Source organism: Rhodococcus sp. 14-2483-1-2 (assembly GCF_002259405.1).
GTDB lineage: Bacteria > Actinomycetota > Actinomycetes > Mycobacteriales > Mycobacteriaceae > Rhodococcoides.
Window position 1 is genome coordinate 238,828 of sequence record NZ_NPFW01000014.1, and the last position, 19,494, is coordinate 258,321.

Consider the following 19,494-nt stretch of genomic DNA (forward strand, 5'->3'; position numbering starts at 1 on the left):
TATGAGCGAGCCCGATTTCAGCACCCGTGCAGCAGGACCAGTTCGTCAGGCCACCGGCATCGACGGAGCCAACATCGTCTACCGCGTCAGCGGTGACCCTGCTGCGCGGCCGCTGGTCCTGCTGCACGGGTGGGCACAGAGCTCGGCCTGCTGGGGCGAGGGACTGCTGGCCGACCTGACGGAGCGCTACCGCGTTCTCGCCGTCGATCTACGCGGTCACGGCTACTCCGACGCCCCGTCCGCCGGTTACGACGATCCCAAGACCTGGGCAGGCGATGTCGACGCGGTGCTCACGGCCGAGGGCATCACCGCCGACGCGGTGTTGCTGGGGTGGTCGTACGGCGGACTGGTGATCTGCGACTACCTCGCCGAACACGGCACGGGCGCGGTGTCGGGCATCGTGCTCGTCGGCGCGATCACCAGCATCGGCAGGGGAGAGGCAGGCGGCCGCGTCGGGACGGCCATGCGAGCGGCGATCCCCGGTGCGATGGCCGAGGAGCCCCGCGTCGCGATCAAGGCACTCGGGAGTTTCGGGCACGCGCTGACCGGGCCGACAGAAGGCAGGGGCACGGAGGCGCAGGCGTTGTTCGGGTTGACGCTGTCCACGAGGCCACGGGTTCGCGCCGCCCTGTTCGATCGAGCGGTCGGCCACGACGACCTGCTGCGCAGCCTCGACATCCCCGCCTTCGTGCTGCACGGAACCGAGGACACGGTCGTCGACGTCTCTGCCGGACGGCACGCCGCGGAACTGATCCCCACGGCCGTGGCGTCGTACTGGGATGGCGTCGACCACGGCCCGTTCGTGGCCGATCCGCAGCGCTTCCTCACCGAGGTGACCGAGTTTCTCGACAGCCTGGGTCGTTCCGCAGGCTGCACTCCCGGATGGTCTGAGTCTGCCCGGTCGTCGGAAGGGGTAGTTATCGAGACGTAATGTGGAGGCGTGCACACTGAAGAAGTGACTGGACGCCAGCTGAACAGGGTCGCTGTGTTGTCCTTGCATACCTCCCCGCTGGCGCAGCCGGGAACGGGTGATGCGGGCGGCATGAACGTCTACGTGCTGCAGAGCGCGAAAGAGCTGGCCAAACGGGGCGTGGAGGTCGAGATCTTCACCCGCGCGACGGCGTCGACCGATGCTCCCGTCGTCGAGGCAGCTCCCGGTGTGCTGGTGCGCAACATCGTCGCCGGCCCGTTCGAGGGGTTGGACAAGCACGACCTGCCCACTCAGTTGTGCGCATTCGCAGCCGGGGTGCTGCGAGAGGAAGCTCGGCACGAACCCGGTTACTACGACCTGGTGCACTCGCACTACTGGCTCTCGGGTCAGGTCGGCTGGCTGGCGCGCGATCGCTGGGGAGTGCCGCTGGTGCACACCGCGCACACTCTGGCCGCCGTCAAGAACGCGTCTCTGGCGCAGGGCGACTCGCCCGAGCCGGCCGCGCGGCAGATCGGTGAGCAGCAAGTGGTGGCCGAGGCGGACCGACTGATCGCCAACACCACCGAGGAAGCGAAGTCTCTCGTCGAGATCTACGGGGCGCAGCAGGGTTCGATCGATGTGGTTGCACCGGGAGCCGATCTGGCGCAATACAATCCGGGGGACAAGCTCGCGGCACGCGCCGAACTCGGGTTGAATCCCGACGAGTCGATCGTCGCATTCGTCGGACGCATCCAACCACTCAAGGCCCCCGATGTGCTGATCGCCGCGGCTGCCGAAGTGCTGCAGCGCAATCCGGCAACACCACTGCGAATCCTCATCGTCGGCGGCCCGTCCGGCAGCGGATTGGATCGCCCCGACAGTCTCATCGATCTGGCCGAGAACCTCGGGATAAGTCCCCGGGTGACGTTCATGCCGCCGCAACCGTCGGCGCGCCTGGCCCAGGTCTACCGCGCCGCGGACATCGTCGCCGTGCCGAGCTACAACGAATCGTTCGGCCTGGTCGCCATCGAAGCCCAGGCCTGCGGAACTCCGGTCCTGGCCGCCGACGTCGGCGGACTCGGCGTGGCGGTGCGATCGGGCGAGACCGGACGCCTGGTGCAAGGCCACCGCACCGAGGATTGGGCGGATGCACTCGTGGGCATGTTCTCGGATCGAGCTGCCTTGGCCGACATGGCGACCGCAGCACCGCGGCACGCCCGCAACTTCTCGTGGGAGCACACCGCCGACGGACTCATCGAGAGCTACCGGCAGGCCAAGTTCCACTTCGACCGAGGCGAGGGACCGAGCGAGTTCTCTCCGCGACGCGTCCGAGGACTGTCGACACTACGCAGATCAGGAGCTGTGACTGCATGAGCGAGACTGCCGAACTGATCGACCGGGCACTGAAGGACCGCGAGCTGGACTACACGCGGCGCGGCGACGTCTTCACCGTCGAACTGCCAGGGGAACGCAAACTCAAGACGACGACGATGCTGACCGTCGGGCATCACGGGGTGCGCATCGAGGCGTTCGTGTGCCGCAAACCCGACGAGAACTTCGAGGGCGTCTACAAATACCTGCTGCGCCGCAACCGTCGCCTGTACGGGGTTCACTACACGATCGACAAGGTGGGGGACATCTACCTCGTCGGCCGAATGTCGTTGCACGCCGTCAACGGTGACGAACTCGATCGCATTCTGGGGCAGACTCTCGAGGCTGCCGACGGTGACTTCAACGTGCTGCTCGAGCTGGGATTCGCGGAGTCCATCAAACGCGAATGGGCGTGGCGTGTCTCGCGCGGCGAATCGCTGGCGAACCTGAAGGCGTTCGAGCACCTCGTGGACAAGCGCGAAGCGTAACTCGCTCGAAATAGGTCGGAGTCGCTGCCCGTAACGTCCGGTTCCTAGCCTGACACCCATGACCAGGCCAGAGGACGCTCGCCCGCCGGTGTTGCAGATGTTCGGTTACGGTCTGCAACACATTCTCTCGATGTTCGGCGGCGTCATCGCTGTTCCGATCATCGTCGGCGGCGCAGCCGGACTCTCGGGGGCCGATCAAGCACTGTTGATCTCCTGCGCACTGTTCGTCAGTGGCGTGGCCACTGTGCTGCAAACGATCGGCATCCCGTTCTTCGGCTCGCAACTGCCGCTGGTACAGGGCATTTCGTTCGCGTCGGTCTCGACGGTTCTCACGATCATCGGTAGTGCGGAGGACGGACGAACCGGACTGCGCACGGTGCTCGGAGCGGTCTTGGTCGCCGCGCTGATCGGTTTGGCCATCGCTCCGTTCTTCTCCAAGATCGTTCGGTTCTTCCCGCCGCTGGTGACCGGCAGCATCATCACCGTCATCGGACTGTCGCTGATGCCGGTTGCCGCACGCTGGATCACCGGCCAAGAGATGGTGGGCGGTGCGCCGAATCCCGACTATCTCGATCCCGGCAACATCGGGCTGGCGATGTTCACCCTCCTCGCCGTGCTGGTGATGACGAAAATTCCGGGGTTGTCACGGCTGTCGATTCTGCTCGGACTCGTGGTCGGCACCGTCGCTGCACTGATCGTCGGCAAGACCGACTTCGACGGCGTCGCCGACGCATCCGTGGTGGCCGTCCCGACCCCCTTCGCCTTCGGCTCACCGATCTTCGCAATCGGCGCGATCGTGTCGATGACCATCGTCATCTTGGTGATCATGGTCGAGACCACCGCCGACATCCTCGCCGTCGGCGAAGTGGTCGGAACCGACGTCGACTCCAAGCGCGTCGGCGACGGCCTGCGCGCCGACATGGTGTCCTCTGCCGTCGCCCCGATCTTCAACACCTTCCCGGCCACGGCCTTCGCGCAGAACGTCGGCCTGGTTGCGATGACCGGCATCAAGAGCCGCTTCGTCGTCGCGATGGGCGGTGGCGTGCTTGCGCTGCTGGGCCTTTCGCCGATTCTCGCGGCCGTCGTCGGGGTCGTCCCGCTTCCGGTCCTCGGCGGCGCTGGAATCGCGCTGTTCGGAACCGTCGCCGCCAGCGGTATCCGCACCCTCGGCAAGGTGAACTACGACAACAACTCCAACGTCGTCATCGTGGCCGTGACCTTGGCGTTCGGCCTCATACCTGTTGTCGCGAGCGACTTCTGGGACGAGTACCCGGACTGGTTCGTCACGATCTTCCACTCCGGAATCAGTGCCGCCAGCATCGTCGCGGTGGTACTCAACGTATTCTTCAACGTGTTCAAGCCCGGTACTCCGCCGAACCCCTCGGTGGTGGCAGCGGGGCCGGCAGTGATGGTGCGTGAGGACGAAGCACGAATACTCCGTGAAGGCGGCAGCTTGCCCGACAAGGCCGAGCACGACAAAGCCGTGCCCGACAAGGCTGTGCCGAACAAGGACACCTGAGTGAAATCCTGCGCACCCTCGCCCGCGCGAGTAGCGTCCCGACCCAGACGAAGTACATCTAAATTGGAGGACATCTTGTCATTCGTTACCCGCACGAGTACGCGGAAGGCAGCACTCGGCGGCGTCGCGTCGCTCGGTGCCATCGCCCTGATCGCAGGCTGTGGATCTGCCCCCGAAGACGAAGGATCGGGCGGAGGCGGATCGAGTGACTTCCTGCCCTGCATGGTCTCCGACAGTGGCGGATTCGACGACAAGTCGTTCAACCAGCTCGGGTTCGAGGGCTTGACCGAAGCATCCGAAGAGCTCGGCGTCGAGCCACGCACCGTCGAGTCCGCGTCGCCCACCGACTACGGCCCCAACATCAACAACCTCGTCGATCAGGGCTGCAACCTCATCGTCACCGTCGGATTCGATCTGGCCGACGCCACCAAGGTGGCAGCCGAGGCCAACTCCGACATCGACTTCGCGATCATCGACGACTCCACGATCGATCTGCCGAACGTCAAGCCGCTGACCTACGACGCGTCGCAGTCCGCATTCCTCGCCGGCTACGCGGCCGCGAGCTACAGCAAGACCGGAGTGGTCGGTACGTTCGGTGGCTCCCAGTTGCCGACCGTCACCATCTTCATGGACGGGTTCGCCGACGGCGTGAACTACTTCAACGAGCAGAAGGGCCAGGCAGTCCGCGTCATCGGCTGGGACGTACCCTCGCAGAACGGTTCGTTCACCGGTGGATTCACCGCCAACGAGGTCGCGAAGAACACCGCCCAGGGTCTGATCGACCAGAACGCGGACGTCATCTTCCCGGTCGGCGGTCCCATCTATCAGAGTGCGGCACAGGCCATTCGCGACTCTTCGCGTCCCGTCGCCCTCATCGGTGCCGACGCCGACGTCTTCGAATCCGACCCCTCGGTCGGTGACCTGCTGCTCACGTCGGTGACCAAGGGACTCAAGACCAGCGTCGACGAGGTCGTCGCCAACTCCGGTGCCGATGCGTTCGACAACACCCCGTACGTGGGCACGCTCGAGAACGACGGAGTCGGGATCGCACCGTTCCACGACTTCGAGTCCGAGGTCGACCCCGCACTGCAGGGCGAGCTGGACACGATCAAGGCCGGCATCATCGACGGGTCCATCACCGTCGAGTCGCCGTCGGCACCCAAGTAGCACCAAGCGGTCGTAAAGGGATATGAAGCTCGAACTTCGCGGTATCACCAAACGATTCGGCTCGTTGATCGCCAACGACCACATCGATCTGAGCGTCGAATCCGGCGAGATCCACTGCCTCCTGGGCGAGAACGGTGCAGGCAAGTCCACGTTGATGAACGTGCTCAGCGGCCTGTATCGCGCCGAGGAAGGCCAGATTCTGCTCGACGACGTCGAGCAGAATTTCGCCGGACCCGGCGAGGCGATGGCTGCCGGGATCGGCATGGTGCATCAGCACTTCATGCTGATTCCGGTGTTCACCGTTGCCGAGAACATCGTGCTCGGTAACGAAACCACCTCGCTCGGTGGACGACTCGACCTCGTGGCAGCGCGAAAGCTGGTGCGGGAGATATCCGCGAGGTTCGGCTTCGACCTCGATCCCGATGCTCTCGTCGACGACCTTCCCGTCGGCGTGCAGCAGCGGGTCGAGATCGTCAAAGCACTCTCTCGTGAGGCCAAGGTGCTCGTGTTCGACGAGCCGACGGCCGTCCTGACGCCGCAGGAAACCGACGATCTGATGCGGATCATGCGGGAACTCGCGGCGTCGGGCACCACGATCGTCTTCATCACCCACAAGCTGCGCGAAGTACGCGAAGTAGCAGACAAGATCACCGTCATCCGGCTCGGCAAGGTCGTCGGAGAAGCGCAGCCGACCGCCAGCAACACCGAGCTCGCTGCACTCATGGTGGGACGCGACGTGCAGCTCACCGTCTCGAAGGACCCGGCCACGCCCGGGGACGCGGCACTGGTGATCGAGAACCTGTCGGTGTTCGACGCCCAGGGCAACAAGACCGTCGACGACGTCAGCCTCGAAGTCGCGGCTGGAGAGATCCTCGCCATCGCAGGCGTGCAGGGCAACGGTCAGACCGAGTTCGTCGAAGCCCTGCTCGGCTTGCAGGACAACGTATCCGGCACGGTCAGCCTCGACGGCAACTCACTCGTCGGGTCGACGGTGCAGGACGTGCTCGACGCAGGCGTCGGCTTCGTCCCCGAGGACCGCACCGTCGACGGACTGGTGGGCGAATTCTCCATCGCCGAGAACCTGATGCTCGATCGCTCCAACAGCATGCCGTTCGTGCGGCGCGGCGCGGTGCAACGCGAGTATCTGGACAAGTTCGCCTCGGAGAAGCTCAGCGAATTCGACGTTCGCGCACCGGGAATCGGCACCGCAGTCGGCCGCCTCTCCGGTGGCAACCAGCAGAAGGTGGTGCTCGCCCGAGAACTGAGCCGCGATCTGCGACTGTTTGTCGCGGCGCAGCCGACTCGCGGAATCGACGTCGGATCCATCGAATTCGTGCACAAACGCATCGTCGCCACCCGAGACTCGGGGATCCCGGTCATCGTGGTGTCGAGCGAACTGGATGAGGTCGCCGCACTGGCCGATCGCATCGCCGTCATGTATCGAGGAGCAATCGTGGGAATCGTCCCCGGGGATACGTCCCGCGAAACACTCGGATTGATGATGGGCGGTGAGCGAAGTGAGTGAGGCCGAGCAGCCGCCGGTATCCCAGCAACCGTCGAAGTCACATGTCGTGTTGCGGCAGATCTTCACCGGCAGCGCCATCATCTCTGTTCTCGCAGTCTTTCTCGCGCTGATCGTCGGTGCGGTGCTCATCGCCGCCACCAACTCGGGCGTGCAGGAATCGGCCGGGTACTTCTTCTCCCGTCCCTCGGACATGCTCAAGGCGATCTGGGATTCCGTTGCCGGAGCGTACTCCTCGTTGTTCCAGGGTTCGGTGTACAACTTCCGGCGTCCCGGATTCGAGAACGGCATCAGGCCGCTGATGGAGACGCTGACCTTCGCCACTCCGCTGATCGTCGCCGGACTCGGTGTGGCACTGGCCTTCCGCGTCGGCATGTTCAACATCGGTGGCCGAGGCCAGATGCTCATCGCCGCTGCGTGCGCAGGCTGGGTCGGATTCGGAGTGAACCTGCCTGCGGGGATCCACCTGCTGGTGGCCGTACTCGCCGGAGTCCTGGGCGGCGCAGTGTGGGGCGGCATCGCCGGATTCCTCAAGGCGCGCACCGGCGCCCACGAGGTGATCGTCACCATCATGCTCAACTACATCGCGTTCTATCTCGTCGCGTACCTGCTGCGCACTCCCGGTGCTCTGCAGGCACCGGGATCGAACAATCCCAAGACCGCGCCCATCGCGTCGACTGCGGTGTTCCCCAAGCTCTTCGGCGACCGCTACAGCCTGCACCTCGGTTTCGTACTGGTGATCTTCGTGACGATCGCGGTGTGGTGGCTGCTCGAGCGATCGAGCCTCGGATTCCGTTTCCGCGCCGTCGGCGAGAACCCGCACGCTTCGCGCGTCGCCGGTATGAACGTCAACCGGATCTACCTGTACGCGATGATTCTGTCGGGTGCGCTCGTCGGCTTGGCCGGTGTGGCACAGGTGCTGGGCACCGTCACCACGGGCTTCAGTGCGGACATCGACGCCGGCATCGGATTCGACGCCATCACCGTCGCACTGCTCGGGCGATCGAAACCCTGGGGCGTGTTCTTCGCGGGAATCCTGTTCGGCGCGTTCAAGGCCGGTGGGTTCGCCATGCAGGCGGCCGAAGGCGTACCCATCGACATCGTGCTCGTCGTGCAGTCGGTGATCGTGCTGTTCATCGCCGCACCGCCACTGGTTCGAGCCGTGTTCCGATTGCCCAAACCAGGTGAAGAGAAGCTCGCGAAGGCCGAGACCGCGAAGGTGGGTGCACTGTGACCACGTCCGTCGACGCCCCCGCCGAGGCGGTACTGGGTCGAAGCTGGAAGGTTCCGTCGATCCTCGGCGTCGTGACACTGCTCGCCCTGGTGCTGTTCGTCGTCCAGAGAGGTTCGGGTACAAGCACATTCGCGCTGGCGTCGGAGGACGACTTCTTCGCGTTGCCTGCCGTGGGCGTGCCGTCGTTCGGCACCGGTCTCGTCGTGGTCGTGTTGCTGGCCGTCATCACCGCCTACGCGTCGCTGCTCGCCTCGCAGTACCGCTCGACGCCTCTGTGGCTGCTCGCCGTGTTCGCAGTGCTGTTCGTGTTCGGATTCCTGGCCTGGGCAGCCGACGGCGAGACCATCCCGGTGCCCGGATTGCTCATCGGCGCAGTAGCTCTGAGTACTCCACTGATCTTCGGCGCGATGGGCGGCGTGATCTCCGAACGCGTCGGCGTCATCAACATCGCCATCGAAGGTCAGTTGCTCGCAGGAGCTTTCGTCAGCGCCGTCGTCGCCTCGATCACCGGTTCGACGTACGTCGCGCTACTGGCGGCACTGATCGCCGGGGCGCTCACCGCGTCTCTGTTGGCCGTGTTCTCGATCCGCTATTTCGTCAACCAGGTCATCGTGGGTGTGGTGCTCAACGTGTTGGTCGTCGGACTGACCAGCTTCCTGTACTCGGTGGTGCTCACCAAGAACGCCGAGACACTGAACTCGCCACCCCGGTTCGCGCGCATCGACATTCCGGTGCTCTCGCAGATACCGATTCTCGGTCCGGTGCTGTTTCGACAGACCCTCATCGTGTACCTGATGTATATCGCCGTGGCGCTCGTCTTCTTCGGGCTGTTCCACACCAAATGGGGTCTGCGACTGCGTGCCGTCGGTGAACACCCGCAAGCTGCCGACACCGTCGGAATCAACGTCGCACGCACCCGCTTCTGGAATGTCTGCCTCGCCGGTGCCATCGCCGGACTCGGTGGTGCGTACTTCACCCTCGGCTCCGTCGGCGCGTTCGGCAAGGAGATGACGGCAGGTGCCGGCTACATCGCTCTCGCCGCCGTGATCTTCGGCCGCTGGGATCCGGTACGCGCGACGTTGGCCGCACTGCTCTTCGGATTCGCGTCGAACCTGCAGAACGTACTGGGCATCATCGGCTCGCCCGTGCCCAGCGAATTCATGCTGATGCTGCCCTACTTGGTGACCATTTTCGCCGTCGCGGGCCTGGTGGGCCACGTCCGAGGACCGGCCGCAGCCGGTAAACCGTATGCGTCGCGAAGTTAGCGCCCGCACTACCTGACTCAGCGGTAGGGTCGCTGTCCGTTGTGACCGCTTTCACTGTAGGGTTCGGTCATTGTTGCCGCAGTTTTTCGAAGGAGAGCCATGAGCTTCCGCAGTCCCTTTCCCGATGTCGAGATTCCCGAACTCAGCGTCTACGACTTCCTGTTCGGATCGATCGCCGAGTCCGACCTCGACAAGCCTGCACTGATCGACGGAACGTCGGGTGCGGTCACCACCTACAAGTCGCTCATCGGTCAGATCGACGCCATCGCAGGCGCTCTGGCCGCACGTGGACTCGAGGTCGGCGACGTCGTCGGACTCCACTCGCCGAACGTGCCCGCATTCGCGTCGGTGCTGCACGGCATCCTGCGCGCAGGCGGAACCGCAACGACCATCAATGCGCTGTACACGGCCGAGGACATCGCCAAGCAGCTCACCGGCTCGGGCGCGAAGTTCCTGTTCACCGTCTCCCCGCTGTACCCGCAGGCCAAGGCTGCTGCGGAGAAGGTCGGCCTCGACGCCGATCACGTCATCGTGCTCGACGGCGCAGAGGGCCACCCGAACCTGCGCGACCTGCTCACCCAGGGCGCGCCGGCCCCCGAGGTCTCCTTCGATCCGGCCACGCACGTCGCAGTGCTGCCGTACTCCTCCGGTACGACGGGTGTGCCGAAGGGCGTCATCCTCACCCACCGCAACCTCGTCGCGAACGTGGCGCAGATGGAACCGCGCGTGGGTATCGACAGCGACGACGCGATCCTGGCGCTGTTGCCGTTCTTCCACATCTACGGCCTGACGGTGCTGCTCAACATCGCGCTGAAGTTGCGCGCGCATCTGGTGACGATGCCGAAGTTCGACCTCGTCGAATTCCTGCGGATCATTCAGGATCAGAAGCTGACGTACCTGTTCATCGCACCGCCGGTGGCCGTCGCGCTCGCCAAGCACCCGCTCATCGATCAGTACGACCTCTCCAGCGTGCACACCATCTTCTCGGGCGCCGCACCACTGGACGAGGAGCTCGGCAAGGCCGTCGCGAAGCGTCTGAACACGCGGGTCCGTCAGGGCTACGGCATGAGCGAGCTCAGCCCCGTCAGCCACGCCATCCCGTTCGATCGCGACGACATGCCGCTCAGCTCGGTGGGCCAGCCGCTGGCGAACACCGAGAACAAGCTCGTCGACCCGGGCACGCTCGAGGAGATCGACCTGCCCACAGAGGGATTGAGCAAGCCCGGTGAGCTGTGGGTCAAGGGACCGAACGTGATGGTCGGGTACCTCAACAACCCCACCGCCACCGCGGAAACCCTCGACTCCGACGGTTACCTGCACACCGGCGACATCGCCGTCGTCGATCCCGAGGGTGTCGTCTACATCGTCGACCGCCTCAAGGAACTGATCAAGTACAAGGGCTACCAGGTGCCCCCGGCCGAGCTCGAGGCTCTGCTGCTCACGCACGAGGAGATCGCCGACGCCGCCGTCATCGGTGTGCTCGACGACGAGGGCGAAGAAATCCCCAAGGCATTCGTCGTCCGCCAGCAGGGTGCCACCATCGACGAGGAGGGCATCATCGCCTTCGTCGCCGAGCGCGTGTCGCCGCACAAGAAGGTACGACGTGTCGAGTTCATCGACATCGTCCCGAAGTCCGCGGCCGGCAAGATTCTGCGCAAGGACCTGCGCGCCGCGGAGACCGGAAAGTAGCTCCGCAGTTCGACGCTCGCACCCCTCACCATGTTCGACGGTGGGGGGTGCGTTCGTATCAGACGGGCTGGCTCATCGCATGACGTCGGGCGGTGCGGGTGTACTGGTCCAGCGTGATCAACGGTGGGCGGTCGACGAGTGAGAGCGGTGCGATCTTCGTGGAGAGTTGATTTCCGGACGTCTCGAACGTCGTGAAACCGGCTCCCGAGTCGGTCAGGCCCAGCCGCGAGAACATCGTGGCGACGATCTGGCGGCTCATGACGGCCAGTTCGGAGGTCGGCCGGTTCCGGTGCCGACGGGTCCCGAGGCCGATCTGTCCGATCGTGCTCGCGCCGAGCCGGTGATAGGTGTCCAACAACAGACCGATTTCGACACCGTAGCCCGGGGCGAACCGCAGGGACTCCAACAATTGCCTGGTGGCGGCATATTCGCCGCCCAGCGGCTGGAACACTCCCGCGAGTTCCGGCACCAGTGCGGTCAGCAGGGGCCGCACCGTCAGTTGAGTGACGCGGCCCCCGCCGTCCTCGTCCGTGCTGTCGCCGATCGTCAGCGGCCGGCGGTAGAAGCCCTTGACCAGCTCCAGGCCCTCTGTCATCAACAACGGGCCGACCAGCGAAGGGACGAAGTGCGAGCCCGGCTCGACCAGGTCGGAATCCACGAACACGACGATGTCGCCCGAGGTGGCGGCCACCCCTCGCCACAGCACTTCACCCTTGCCGCGCACAACGGGTGTGCCCGGGAGCGCCTCCTCCCGCGAGACCACTGTGGCCCCTGCACTGCGTGCCCGTTGCGCTGTGCGATCGGTCGACCCCGAATCCAGAACCACCACCTCGTCGATCAAGCCGCCCAGATGCGGCGTCATCGAGGAGACGACGCCGGCGACGGTGTCTTCCTCGTCGAGCGCCGGGAGCACAACCGACACGGTCCGGCCGCGCTTGGCCCGAACGATCTCCGCGAGCGGCCACGGGGGTCGAACCCATGTGGCGGCAAGAGCGGGTGTGCCGACAGCGTCGAATCGTTTCATCCAATTTCCTTCGTTGTCGCGCGAACGTCGGGGATTCAGCGGGTGCCCGTCGGCAGGCCCATGGACGGCGCGATCACCGACCACGCGTCGTGCAGATCTTGTTCCCAGTAGGCCCACGAATGGGTTCCGGTGGGCCGGAAGTTGTACGTGGCGGCGATGTCGAGTTCTTGCAGTCGCTGCTGCATCTGACGGGAACAGTTGTCCGTGGACGCTTCGATGACCGCGCCGACGGCCAGCTGCTGCGCGAGCTTGCCGTAGTCGCTTCCGATGCCGGGTCCACCGGGCACATCGAAAGCGCCGGGCGCTCCGGTACCGCTGGAAATGTAGACGGCGATGCCGCGCAGACCTTCTGCGTGCACGTAGGGGTCGTTTGCCGCCCAGCCGTCGCTACCGGGAGGTCCCCACATGTTGGTGGTCGATCCGCCGCCGCGGGCTTCGACGACGGATCTGACGTACATCGCACCGACCGGGTCGGATGTGCGCGCACATCCGCTGAACGACGCGACCGAGCGATACACCGAAGGGTGGGCGATCGCCAACTGCAGAACGGACGTTCCTGCCATCGAGATACCGGCGACCGAATTGATGCCGTTGCCACCCAGCAGTTCGTTCATCAGCGGCGGGAGTTCGAGACCGAGGAAGGTGGACCACTTGTTTCGGCCCAGAACCGGGTCGTCTTTCAACCAGTCGGTGTAATAGCTGGCGGCACCTCCCCGAGGCACGACGACGTTGACGTTCTTGGTGCCGAAGAATCCGGCGACGTCGGTCTGGTCGAACCAGCTGCTTCCGCCGTCTCCACCGGCTGCGCCGTTGAGCAGGTAGAGAGTGGGCGCACCGCGCACCTCTGCCCGGAATACGTCGATGGTGATATCGCGATCCATCGCCGCGGAGTGAACCTGCACGACGTCCCGGCGCGCACCGGCGCTGTCCACGGCGACGATCGACGACTCCGATTCTGCTGACGCCACGGCGGCCGAGCTCGACACGAGGACGACGACCGTCACGACGACGCCGAGAGCCGAGACAGTCGCCTCCCGGAGGCGAAATCGACTGAGCATCAACCGTTCCTGACATCGTGGGAGGTGCGCACGACAAGTAGTCCGACGGGCGCGGTATGTCACCGACGGTAGAGCGAATGGCTGCAATCGACAACAACGTTGACGATTCCTCATTTCTGACACAGGTATCCCGCGAATCCTTGTCGATTTTCCAAAATCCTCGTCGCCGGGGTTTCTTCGATTCGGCCCGAATGATCCACTGACTCCTCCGACGCACTCACCGCGTCGAATCGCTCTGTCTCCTTCGAAAGGTTGTGTCGTGGTCGCATTCGGACTCATCGACGAGTGGAAGCCAGCTCCAGGACCGCTCACCACGTGGTCGCCCACCGTCTCCTCGCGAGCTGCTGCCGCGGCTGCGCCTGCCCACCCGGCACCCCCTTCCCATATCCAGCAGGCGTATCTCGAGGCCGCGTTCCGTAACCGAGGCTCGTCGTTCCGCTTCTCCCGGCTGTGTCTCGTGACGTTCCGAATCGAGGGCACGTTGGACCGCGCGGCGATGGGTCGGGCGTTCAACACGTTCGTCACCCGACACGATTCCTTCTGCAGCTGGTTCTCCACGACGGCCGAGGGGGCGACGCGCCACCTGGTCGACGTCGCCGACATCGTGCTCGAACCAACCGATTTCGGCACTCCCTCGGACTCCGAGGCCATTCGGCGTCACGTTCAGGACAGCACTCCCGGTCCCGACAGTTGGGATTGCTTCTCGTTCGGCACGATCGAACACGACGACCACTTCGTGGTGTACGCGGCGGTGGACCACCTCGACACCGACGGTATCTCGCAGGCATTGACGTATTACGAACTGCGCCAGCTCTACCGCAACGCGGTGACGGGGGAGTCCGATGGACTGTTCACCCCGGGCAGCTACCTCGAGTACTGCCAGCGCGAACGCCTCGAGAGCGATGCCACGACTCTGGAGTCCTCGGCCGTCCAGACCTGGATCGACTTGGTGACGGACAACGGCGGCGATCTTCCGACGTTCCCACTTCCTTTGGGACGCAGCAGTATCGACTACACGCGGACCTCGCACAGTTCGTTCCCACTGTTCGACGGCGCGAAGGCCCGGGCCGTCGACGAAGCATGTGCGGGAGTGGGAGCAAAATTCATCGGAGGCATCTTCGCCGCGGCGGCCCTGGCGGAGTACGAGCTTGCCGGCCGGAGCAGCTACTTGGGCTTGACGCCCAAGAGCACTCGGTCGACGCCGGGCGAATTCGCCTCCATCGGATGGTATTCGAGCTTGATTCCCGTGCGCTTCGATCTCGGTGCGAAGCCGACGTTCCTGACCCTCGCGGTCCTCGCGCAGCAGGCATTCGACTCCGGCAAGCTGCTGGCGAACACCTCCTACCACCGGGTACTCGAACTGGCGCTGCCGGAGCACGGAATCACGACGCAGCCGGGCTGGACCGCGCCGATGATCTCCTACGTCGACGTTCGGAAGCTGCCGGGCGAAGCCGAACTGGATGCAGCGGGGGCCGGCCTGTACGGAAACCGCGGCAGCTCCGAGGAAGTCTTCATGTGGATCAACCGCTTCGAGGACCACACTGGTGTCGAGTTTCTCTATCCCGGCACCGACGAGGCCGATCGATCGATCGACCTGTACTTCTCCAAGATATTCGAGATCTTCACGGCCGTCGTCGAATCGGGTGACTACACGCCGGAGATCGCGAGCGTGTTCGCGCACGAGCTCACGGACGTCAGCAGGGTATGACACACCGCCGCCGCGGGTCGTGGCTGACGCTGTGCGCCTGCCTACTGGCGGTCACGATGCAGATGATCGACGTCACCGCCGTCACCGTGGCATTGCCGTCGATCGGCCGGGATCTGGATGCATCGGGCGCGCAGCAGGTCTGGATACCGACGGCGTACCTGCTCGCATTCGCCTGCGCGCTGCTCACGATGGCGCGCACCGGGGAGGTGTTCGGGCGCAGAACCGTGTTCGTTACCGGCACTGCACTGTTCGCGGTGACGTCGGTGCTCTGCGCGTACGCGCCCACCATAGAGTTACTCGTTCTCGCTCGGGTGCTGCAAGGACTTGCGGGAGCGGCGATGTCGGCTCAAACGGTGGCAATCGTGACCGCCGCCTACTCCGGCACTCGGCGTACCACCGCGTTCGCGCTGTACGGCGGCACCGCAGGGCTGGCCGGACTGACCGGACCGGCCATCGGTGCACTGCTTCTGCACCTCGACATGCTCGGAACAGGCTGGCGAGGAATATTTCTGATCAACGCCCCGATAGCGCTGGCCGCGATTGCACTCGGCCGCCGGTTCGTCCCACCCGAGTCGAAGCACTCGGGAGTCGGAAGCGGTGGACGGTTCGACCCCGTAGGGGTTGGCCTGTGGTCGATCGGGGCGCTGATGATCGTCTATCCGGTCATGGCGAGCTCGAGCTTCGTCGCGGCTGTGCCCGCCGTGGCGATCGGCTTGGCAACACTGGCGGGATTCACCATGTGGGAACGCCGACGAAGGGCGGCAGGCGCACACGTGATGGTGGACATCGGGGTCTTCGGTGAGCGCGGGTTCTCCTTGGGCTGCGCTGTGTCTGCTCTGGTGTACGGCACGTTCACCGGGTTCGTCCTGACGATGTCGGTGACACTGCAGACCGGCCTGGGGGACAGCGCGACGACCGTGGGCGCGATCACGGTTCCCTTTGCGCTCGGTGCCATTGTCGCGTCCGTGGCCGCACCGGTGTCGTTCCGCCGCTGGGACTCTCGCGTCGTGGCTGCGGGCGCGGCGGCCATGGGCATATCGCTGTTCGTCCTCGGCGTCACCACCGACTTCCTCGATCGAGTCGGCTTCCCTTGGTGGATGGCCATCCCGCTGGTTCTGGTCGGTGCCGGCTTGGGATCGGTGATCGCGCCGCTGCAGAGCACCATCGTGGCCGGGGTGGAACCGCATGCTCTCGGCTCGGCCTCGGGGATTCTGCCGACGGTCCAGCAAGTGGGGTCGGCCGTGGGTACGGCAACGACCGGTGCCGTGTACTTCGCGCTGCTTCCTTCGGATCCGGTGGCCGCCGACTACCTGACGTCACAGCGGACGGTGCTGTTCGGGTTGGCCGCCACCATGGCGGTGGCCACCGTCGTCGCGGCCGCCCTGCCGCGAGGCGTTCACAGGGATGTCGACGCCGACCAGTCGATTGTCTCCACGGGTGTGCCACAGTGACTGCGAAATCCACTGCACAACAGTGCAATCGAAGAACCCATTTCCCGAACCGAGCGTTCGAGCCGATCGAAATCGAGAAGAGTTACAGCATGCTTCGTACCCTCGTGACCTCGACACTCGTGGTCGGGCTGATGTCGATGTCGTTCGTCGTTGCACCGCACGCGTCGGCTGCGCCCACCGGTCCGACACCGGTACCCGGCACCTTGTACGCATCGGTGCCGGATCTGTCCGGGACCGAGAACGGTGATGTCGTTGGCACCAGGCGTTTTTCGAGTCCGTTGTATCCCGGGGCCGACATCTGGCAGATCCAGTATCGGTCGTCCGATTCCCGAGGAGATGCGATCGCGGCTGTGGCAACAGTTCTCGCGCCTGCGAACCGTGTACCCGGTGGGCCTCTGCTGTCGTATCAGCCGTTCGTCAACGCGCTCGGGTTGCAGTGCGCACCGTCGGAATCGTTGTTCGGGGCCGATCCGACGACCGGTGTGCAGGAGCGTGAGTTTCTCAACCTGGCACTGGTGCGTGGATGGTCGGTCGCTGTGCCGGACCACCTCGGACCCCAGAGTGCTTACGGTGCAGCCAGGTTGGGCGGACAAATCACCCTCGACGGAATTCGCGCCGCGCAGCGGGTTCCCGAACTCGGGCTGTCGGCCGGTCCGGTCGGAATGGCCGGGTATTCGGGTGGCGGAATGGCGACGGCCTGGGCCGCGGCGCTCGCTCCGAGCTATGCACCCGAGCTGAACATCGTCGGTGCCGCAGCCGGAGGGGTGCCGGCCGATCTGGACAACATCGCTCGTGCGTTGGGCTTTGCGCCGCATCAGGCATTCGGGCTCGCGTTTGCCGCCGCTCTCGGACTCGAACGCGAGTACCCCGACCGTCTACCGATCACGGCTCAGCTCAATCCCACCGGACTCGCGTTGAGGGATCAGGTCTCGAACGCGTGCACCCCGGTGATCCTTGCTACCGGAGCCTTCAAGAGCGCACTGGCGGTCTCGACCACTACGTCCTTGGTGGACAGCCCGGAAGCGCAGCAGATCATCGACGAAAACAGTTTGGTGAAGTATCCAGGAGTTCCCACTGCACCCACGCTGCTGTGGGGAAGCGACAACGACCCGCTCATTCCCATCGGTGCGTTGCGAGACACTGCTGCTCGGTACTGCGCGAGTGGGGCGACTCTGCAGTTCGACGTCGTTCATGCTCCGCAGCACATTCAGGCGGCGTTCGAGGGTCTTCCTGCTGCGCTCACATTCCTGGACAACAGGTTTCGGGGTGTCGCACCGCCGACCAACTGCGTCCGATGAAACGGCTCGCACCCGCCGTGGTGGCCGCGACCACAGCTCTGGTCGTGGCCTCCACGCCTGCTCACGCCGCGGACCTTCCGGTGTTGGCCCCGCAATCGTTCGGCGACTTCTCGGTGCAGACTCGATATTTCGACGTCGTGGTGGGACCTGAGCGGGATCGACACTGCACCGTCGTGGGCGACATCTACGTCCCAGATGGTCTGGGACCGGACAACCGGGCTCCGGCCATCCTGACCAGCAACGGTTTCGGCGGATCCAAGGACGACCAAGCGGGTGCCGCGGCGAGATTCGCGACGCACGGCTACGTTGTTCTGTCATACTCGGCCTTGGGTTTCGGTGGCTCGACGTGCAAGATCTATTTCGCGGATCCCGATTACGACGGCATCGCTGCGTCGTCGCTCATCGGCTATCTCGCCGGCGACAACGGCGGTGTGTTCACCGATCCTGCGCGGACGACGGCTGCCCCGGCGCTCGATGTGGTTCGGCTGGATGGACCAGGTGATCCACGTGTCGGCTACCTCGGTGGGTCCTACGCCGGCGCAACAGGATTGGCCGCTGCGTCGATGGATTCGCGGCTGGACACGGTTGCATCGATGATCACCTGGAACGATCTGTCGCGTTCGCTGGCGCCGGAGGCGACCGGCCGACTGCCGGTGGGGCCGGTCAAGAGCATCTTCGGCTCGGCATTCCTGGCGGCCGGTGCGGTACTGGCCGGCCCGTCCGGTTACGCCGTCGATCCGGCGCGGGCGGAGGGTTGCCCGAATTATGCCCAGTGGGTGTGCGACGCGGCACTCGCGTTCGCTGCGAACCGGGAACCGGCCCCCGAAACTCTGGCGGCCATGCGGCACGTCTCACCCGTGGACTATCTCCATCGTGTCAGCGTTCCGGTTCTGCTCACTCAGGGGCAGAAGGATTCGCTGTTCGGTCTGGACGAGGCAGCGGCCACCTACGAGACCTTGCGTTCGCGCGGGGTGGAAACGTCGATGATCTGGCACTCCTGGGGACACAACGATCGGAAGGGTGCTCCCGGCGAGTTCGACATCAAGGCGCCCGACCCGTTCACTCAGCACGAAGCGGCCCTCGTGGGCAACTGGCTCGACCGACTCCTCAAGGATCGAGACGTCGACCGCGGACCCGCATTCACCTACTTCAGGGACTGGGTGCCCTACACCGGCGTCGCGTCGCCGGCCTACGTCGAATCCGAGATATTTCCTGTCGGTGCCCGCCGCACGTTCTTCTTGTCGAATGGATCGCTTTCCGTGGGTGACTCGACGAACGGTGCGTGGACGCAAACGATTCGGGGTGCAGGTGCGTCGATGCCCACCACGTTCGGACTCCCGAATCTCGCGGCCGAATTGCCCGTGCCGCGGGTCTCGCTACCCGGTTCTGCCGCGACCTGGACTACCGCGCCGCTCGCCGAACCCGTCGACGTGGTCGGCGCACCGGAGCTGTCCATCAGCCCCACGGTGTCCGGGCCTGCGACGGTCTTCGTCACCGTGCTCGACGTCGCACCGAACGGTGCGCGGAGTCCGATTCACGGGCTCGTCGCACCCGCCGTGCTCACCGGATCCTCGGACCCGGTGACGATCTCGCTGCCCAACATCGTCCATCGATTCGACCGTGGCCATCGCATCGGCGTCGACATCACCGCGTCCGATCCGTCGTTCGCCGGTGGACCCGGCCCGGCGGACGTCACCTTCTCCTCGACGGATCCGATCAATCAGTTCTCCCTACCCGTAACGCCGTGACGCAGTGCCGTGGCGATCGATCAGAAATCACCGAAAGGCTCG

At 65.0% G+C, this 19,494-nt stretch carries 15 protein-coding genes; 13 read left to right on the forward strand and 2 right to left on the reverse strand.

The genetic code is table 11. From position 1 onward, the window contains the following. Position 1 precedes the first annotated feature (1 nt). The 9 genes from CH295_RS14635 (at position 2) to CH295_RS14675 (ending at position 11,165) form a co-directional block, all read left to right on the forward strand. On the forward strand, positions 2-931 hold the full coding sequence (locus tag CH295_RS14635) for an alpha/beta fold hydrolase (protein ID WP_252342046.1): 930 nt from the start codon (positions 2-4) through the stop codon (positions 929-931). Positions 932-955: 24 nt separating this feature from the next. Further along, a complete protein-coding gene (gene mshA, locus CH295_RS14640) occupies positions 956-2,284 on the forward strand; it encodes a D-inositol-3-phosphate glycosyltransferase (RefSeq protein ID WP_170945913.1) in 1,329 nt (442 codons plus the stop codon). Continuing rightward, complete coding sequence (locus tag CH295_RS14645; RefSeq protein WP_037186901.1) at positions 2,281-2,769, forward strand: type III secretion system chaperone family protein; 489 nt, start codon at positions 2,281-2,283, stop codon at positions 2,767-2,769. Before mshA ends, CH295_RS14645 begins: the two co-directional genes overlap by 4 nt. A 58-nt stretch (positions 2,770-2,827) precedes the next feature. Continuing rightward, entirely contained in the window at positions 2,828-4,288 is a 1,461-nt protein-coding gene (locus CH295_RS14650; protein WP_094741118.1) for a nucleobase:cation symporter-2 family protein, read from the forward strand. A 75-nt stretch (positions 4,289-4,363) separates the two neighbouring features. Further along, positions 4,364-5,455: a BMP family lipoprotein gene (locus tag CH295_RS14655; RefSeq protein ID WP_230596128.1), complete on the forward strand. Its 1,092-nt coding sequence runs from the start codon at positions 4,364-4,366 to the stop codon at positions 5,453-5,455. A gap of 22 nt (positions 5,456-5,477) precedes the next feature. After that, on the forward strand, positions 5,478-6,980 hold the full coding sequence (locus CH295_RS14660; protein WP_094741119.1) for an ABC transporter ATP-binding protein: 1,503 nt from the start codon (positions 5,478-5,480) through the stop codon (positions 6,978-6,980). Next, positions 6,964-8,211 (forward strand): ABC transporter permease, encoded by a 1,248-nt coding sequence (locus CH295_RS14665; RefSeq protein ID WP_252342047.1) that lies wholly within the window; start codon positions 6,964-6,966, stop codon positions 8,209-8,211. The genes CH295_RS14660 and CH295_RS14665 overlap by 17 nt, the downstream gene beginning before the upstream one ends. Further along, the gene (locus CH295_RS14670; RefSeq protein WP_094741121.1) at positions 8,208-9,476 is read left to right on the forward strand and encodes an ABC transporter permease; all 1,269 of its coding nucleotides are present in this window, start codon (positions 8,208-8,210) and stop codon (positions 9,474-9,476) included. Before CH295_RS14665 ends, CH295_RS14670 begins: the two co-directional genes overlap by 4 nt. 99 nt (positions 9,477-9,575) lie before the next feature. Next, positions 9,576-11,165 (forward strand): AMP-binding protein, encoded by a 1,590-nt coding sequence (locus CH295_RS14675; protein WP_094632690.1) that lies wholly within the window; start codon positions 9,576-9,578, stop codon positions 11,163-11,165. A 58-nt stretch (positions 11,166-11,223) separates the two neighbouring features. Here the strand turns inward: CH295_RS14675 and CH295_RS14680 are convergent, their stop codons facing one another. Further along, a complete protein-coding gene (locus CH295_RS14680; protein ID WP_094741198.1) occupies positions 11,224-12,189 on the reverse strand; it encodes a glucosyl-3-phosphoglycerate synthase in 966 nt (321 codons plus the stop codon). Between the two features lie 35 nt (positions 12,190-12,224). Further along, positions 12,225-13,247: an alpha/beta hydrolase gene (locus CH295_RS14685; protein WP_094741122.1), complete on the reverse strand. Its 1,023-nt coding sequence runs from the start codon at positions 13,245-13,247 to the stop codon at positions 12,225-12,227. 259 nt (positions 13,248-13,506) lie between these two features. Between CH295_RS14685 and CH295_RS14690 the strand changes: the two genes are divergently transcribed. The 4 genes from CH295_RS14690 (at position 13,507) to CH295_RS14705 (ending at position 19,452) form a co-directional block, all read left to right on the forward strand. Then, a complete protein-coding gene (locus CH295_RS14690) occupies positions 13,507-14,955 on the forward strand; it encodes a condensation domain-containing protein (protein WP_094632693.1) in 1,449 nt (482 codons plus the stop codon). After that, complete coding sequence (locus CH295_RS14695; RefSeq protein WP_094741123.1) at positions 14,952-16,406, forward strand: MFS transporter; 1,455 nt, start codon at positions 14,952-14,954, stop codon at positions 16,404-16,406. The genes CH295_RS14690 and CH295_RS14695 overlap by 4 nt, the downstream gene beginning before the upstream one ends. An 89-nt stretch (positions 16,407-16,495) precedes the next feature. After that, a complete protein-coding gene (locus CH295_RS14700) occupies positions 16,496-17,704 on the forward strand; it encodes a lipase family protein (RefSeq protein ID WP_094741199.1) in 1,209 nt (402 codons plus the stop codon). Beyond that, positions 17,701-19,452 carry a CocE/NonD family hydrolase gene (locus CH295_RS14705; RefSeq protein ID WP_094741124.1) on the forward strand — a complete coding sequence of 584 codons (1,752 nt, stop codon included), beginning with the start codon at positions 17,701-17,703 and terminating at the stop codon, positions 19,450-19,452. Before CH295_RS14700 ends, CH295_RS14705 begins: the two co-directional genes overlap by 4 nt. Positions 19,453-19,494: the final 42 nt, after the last annotated feature.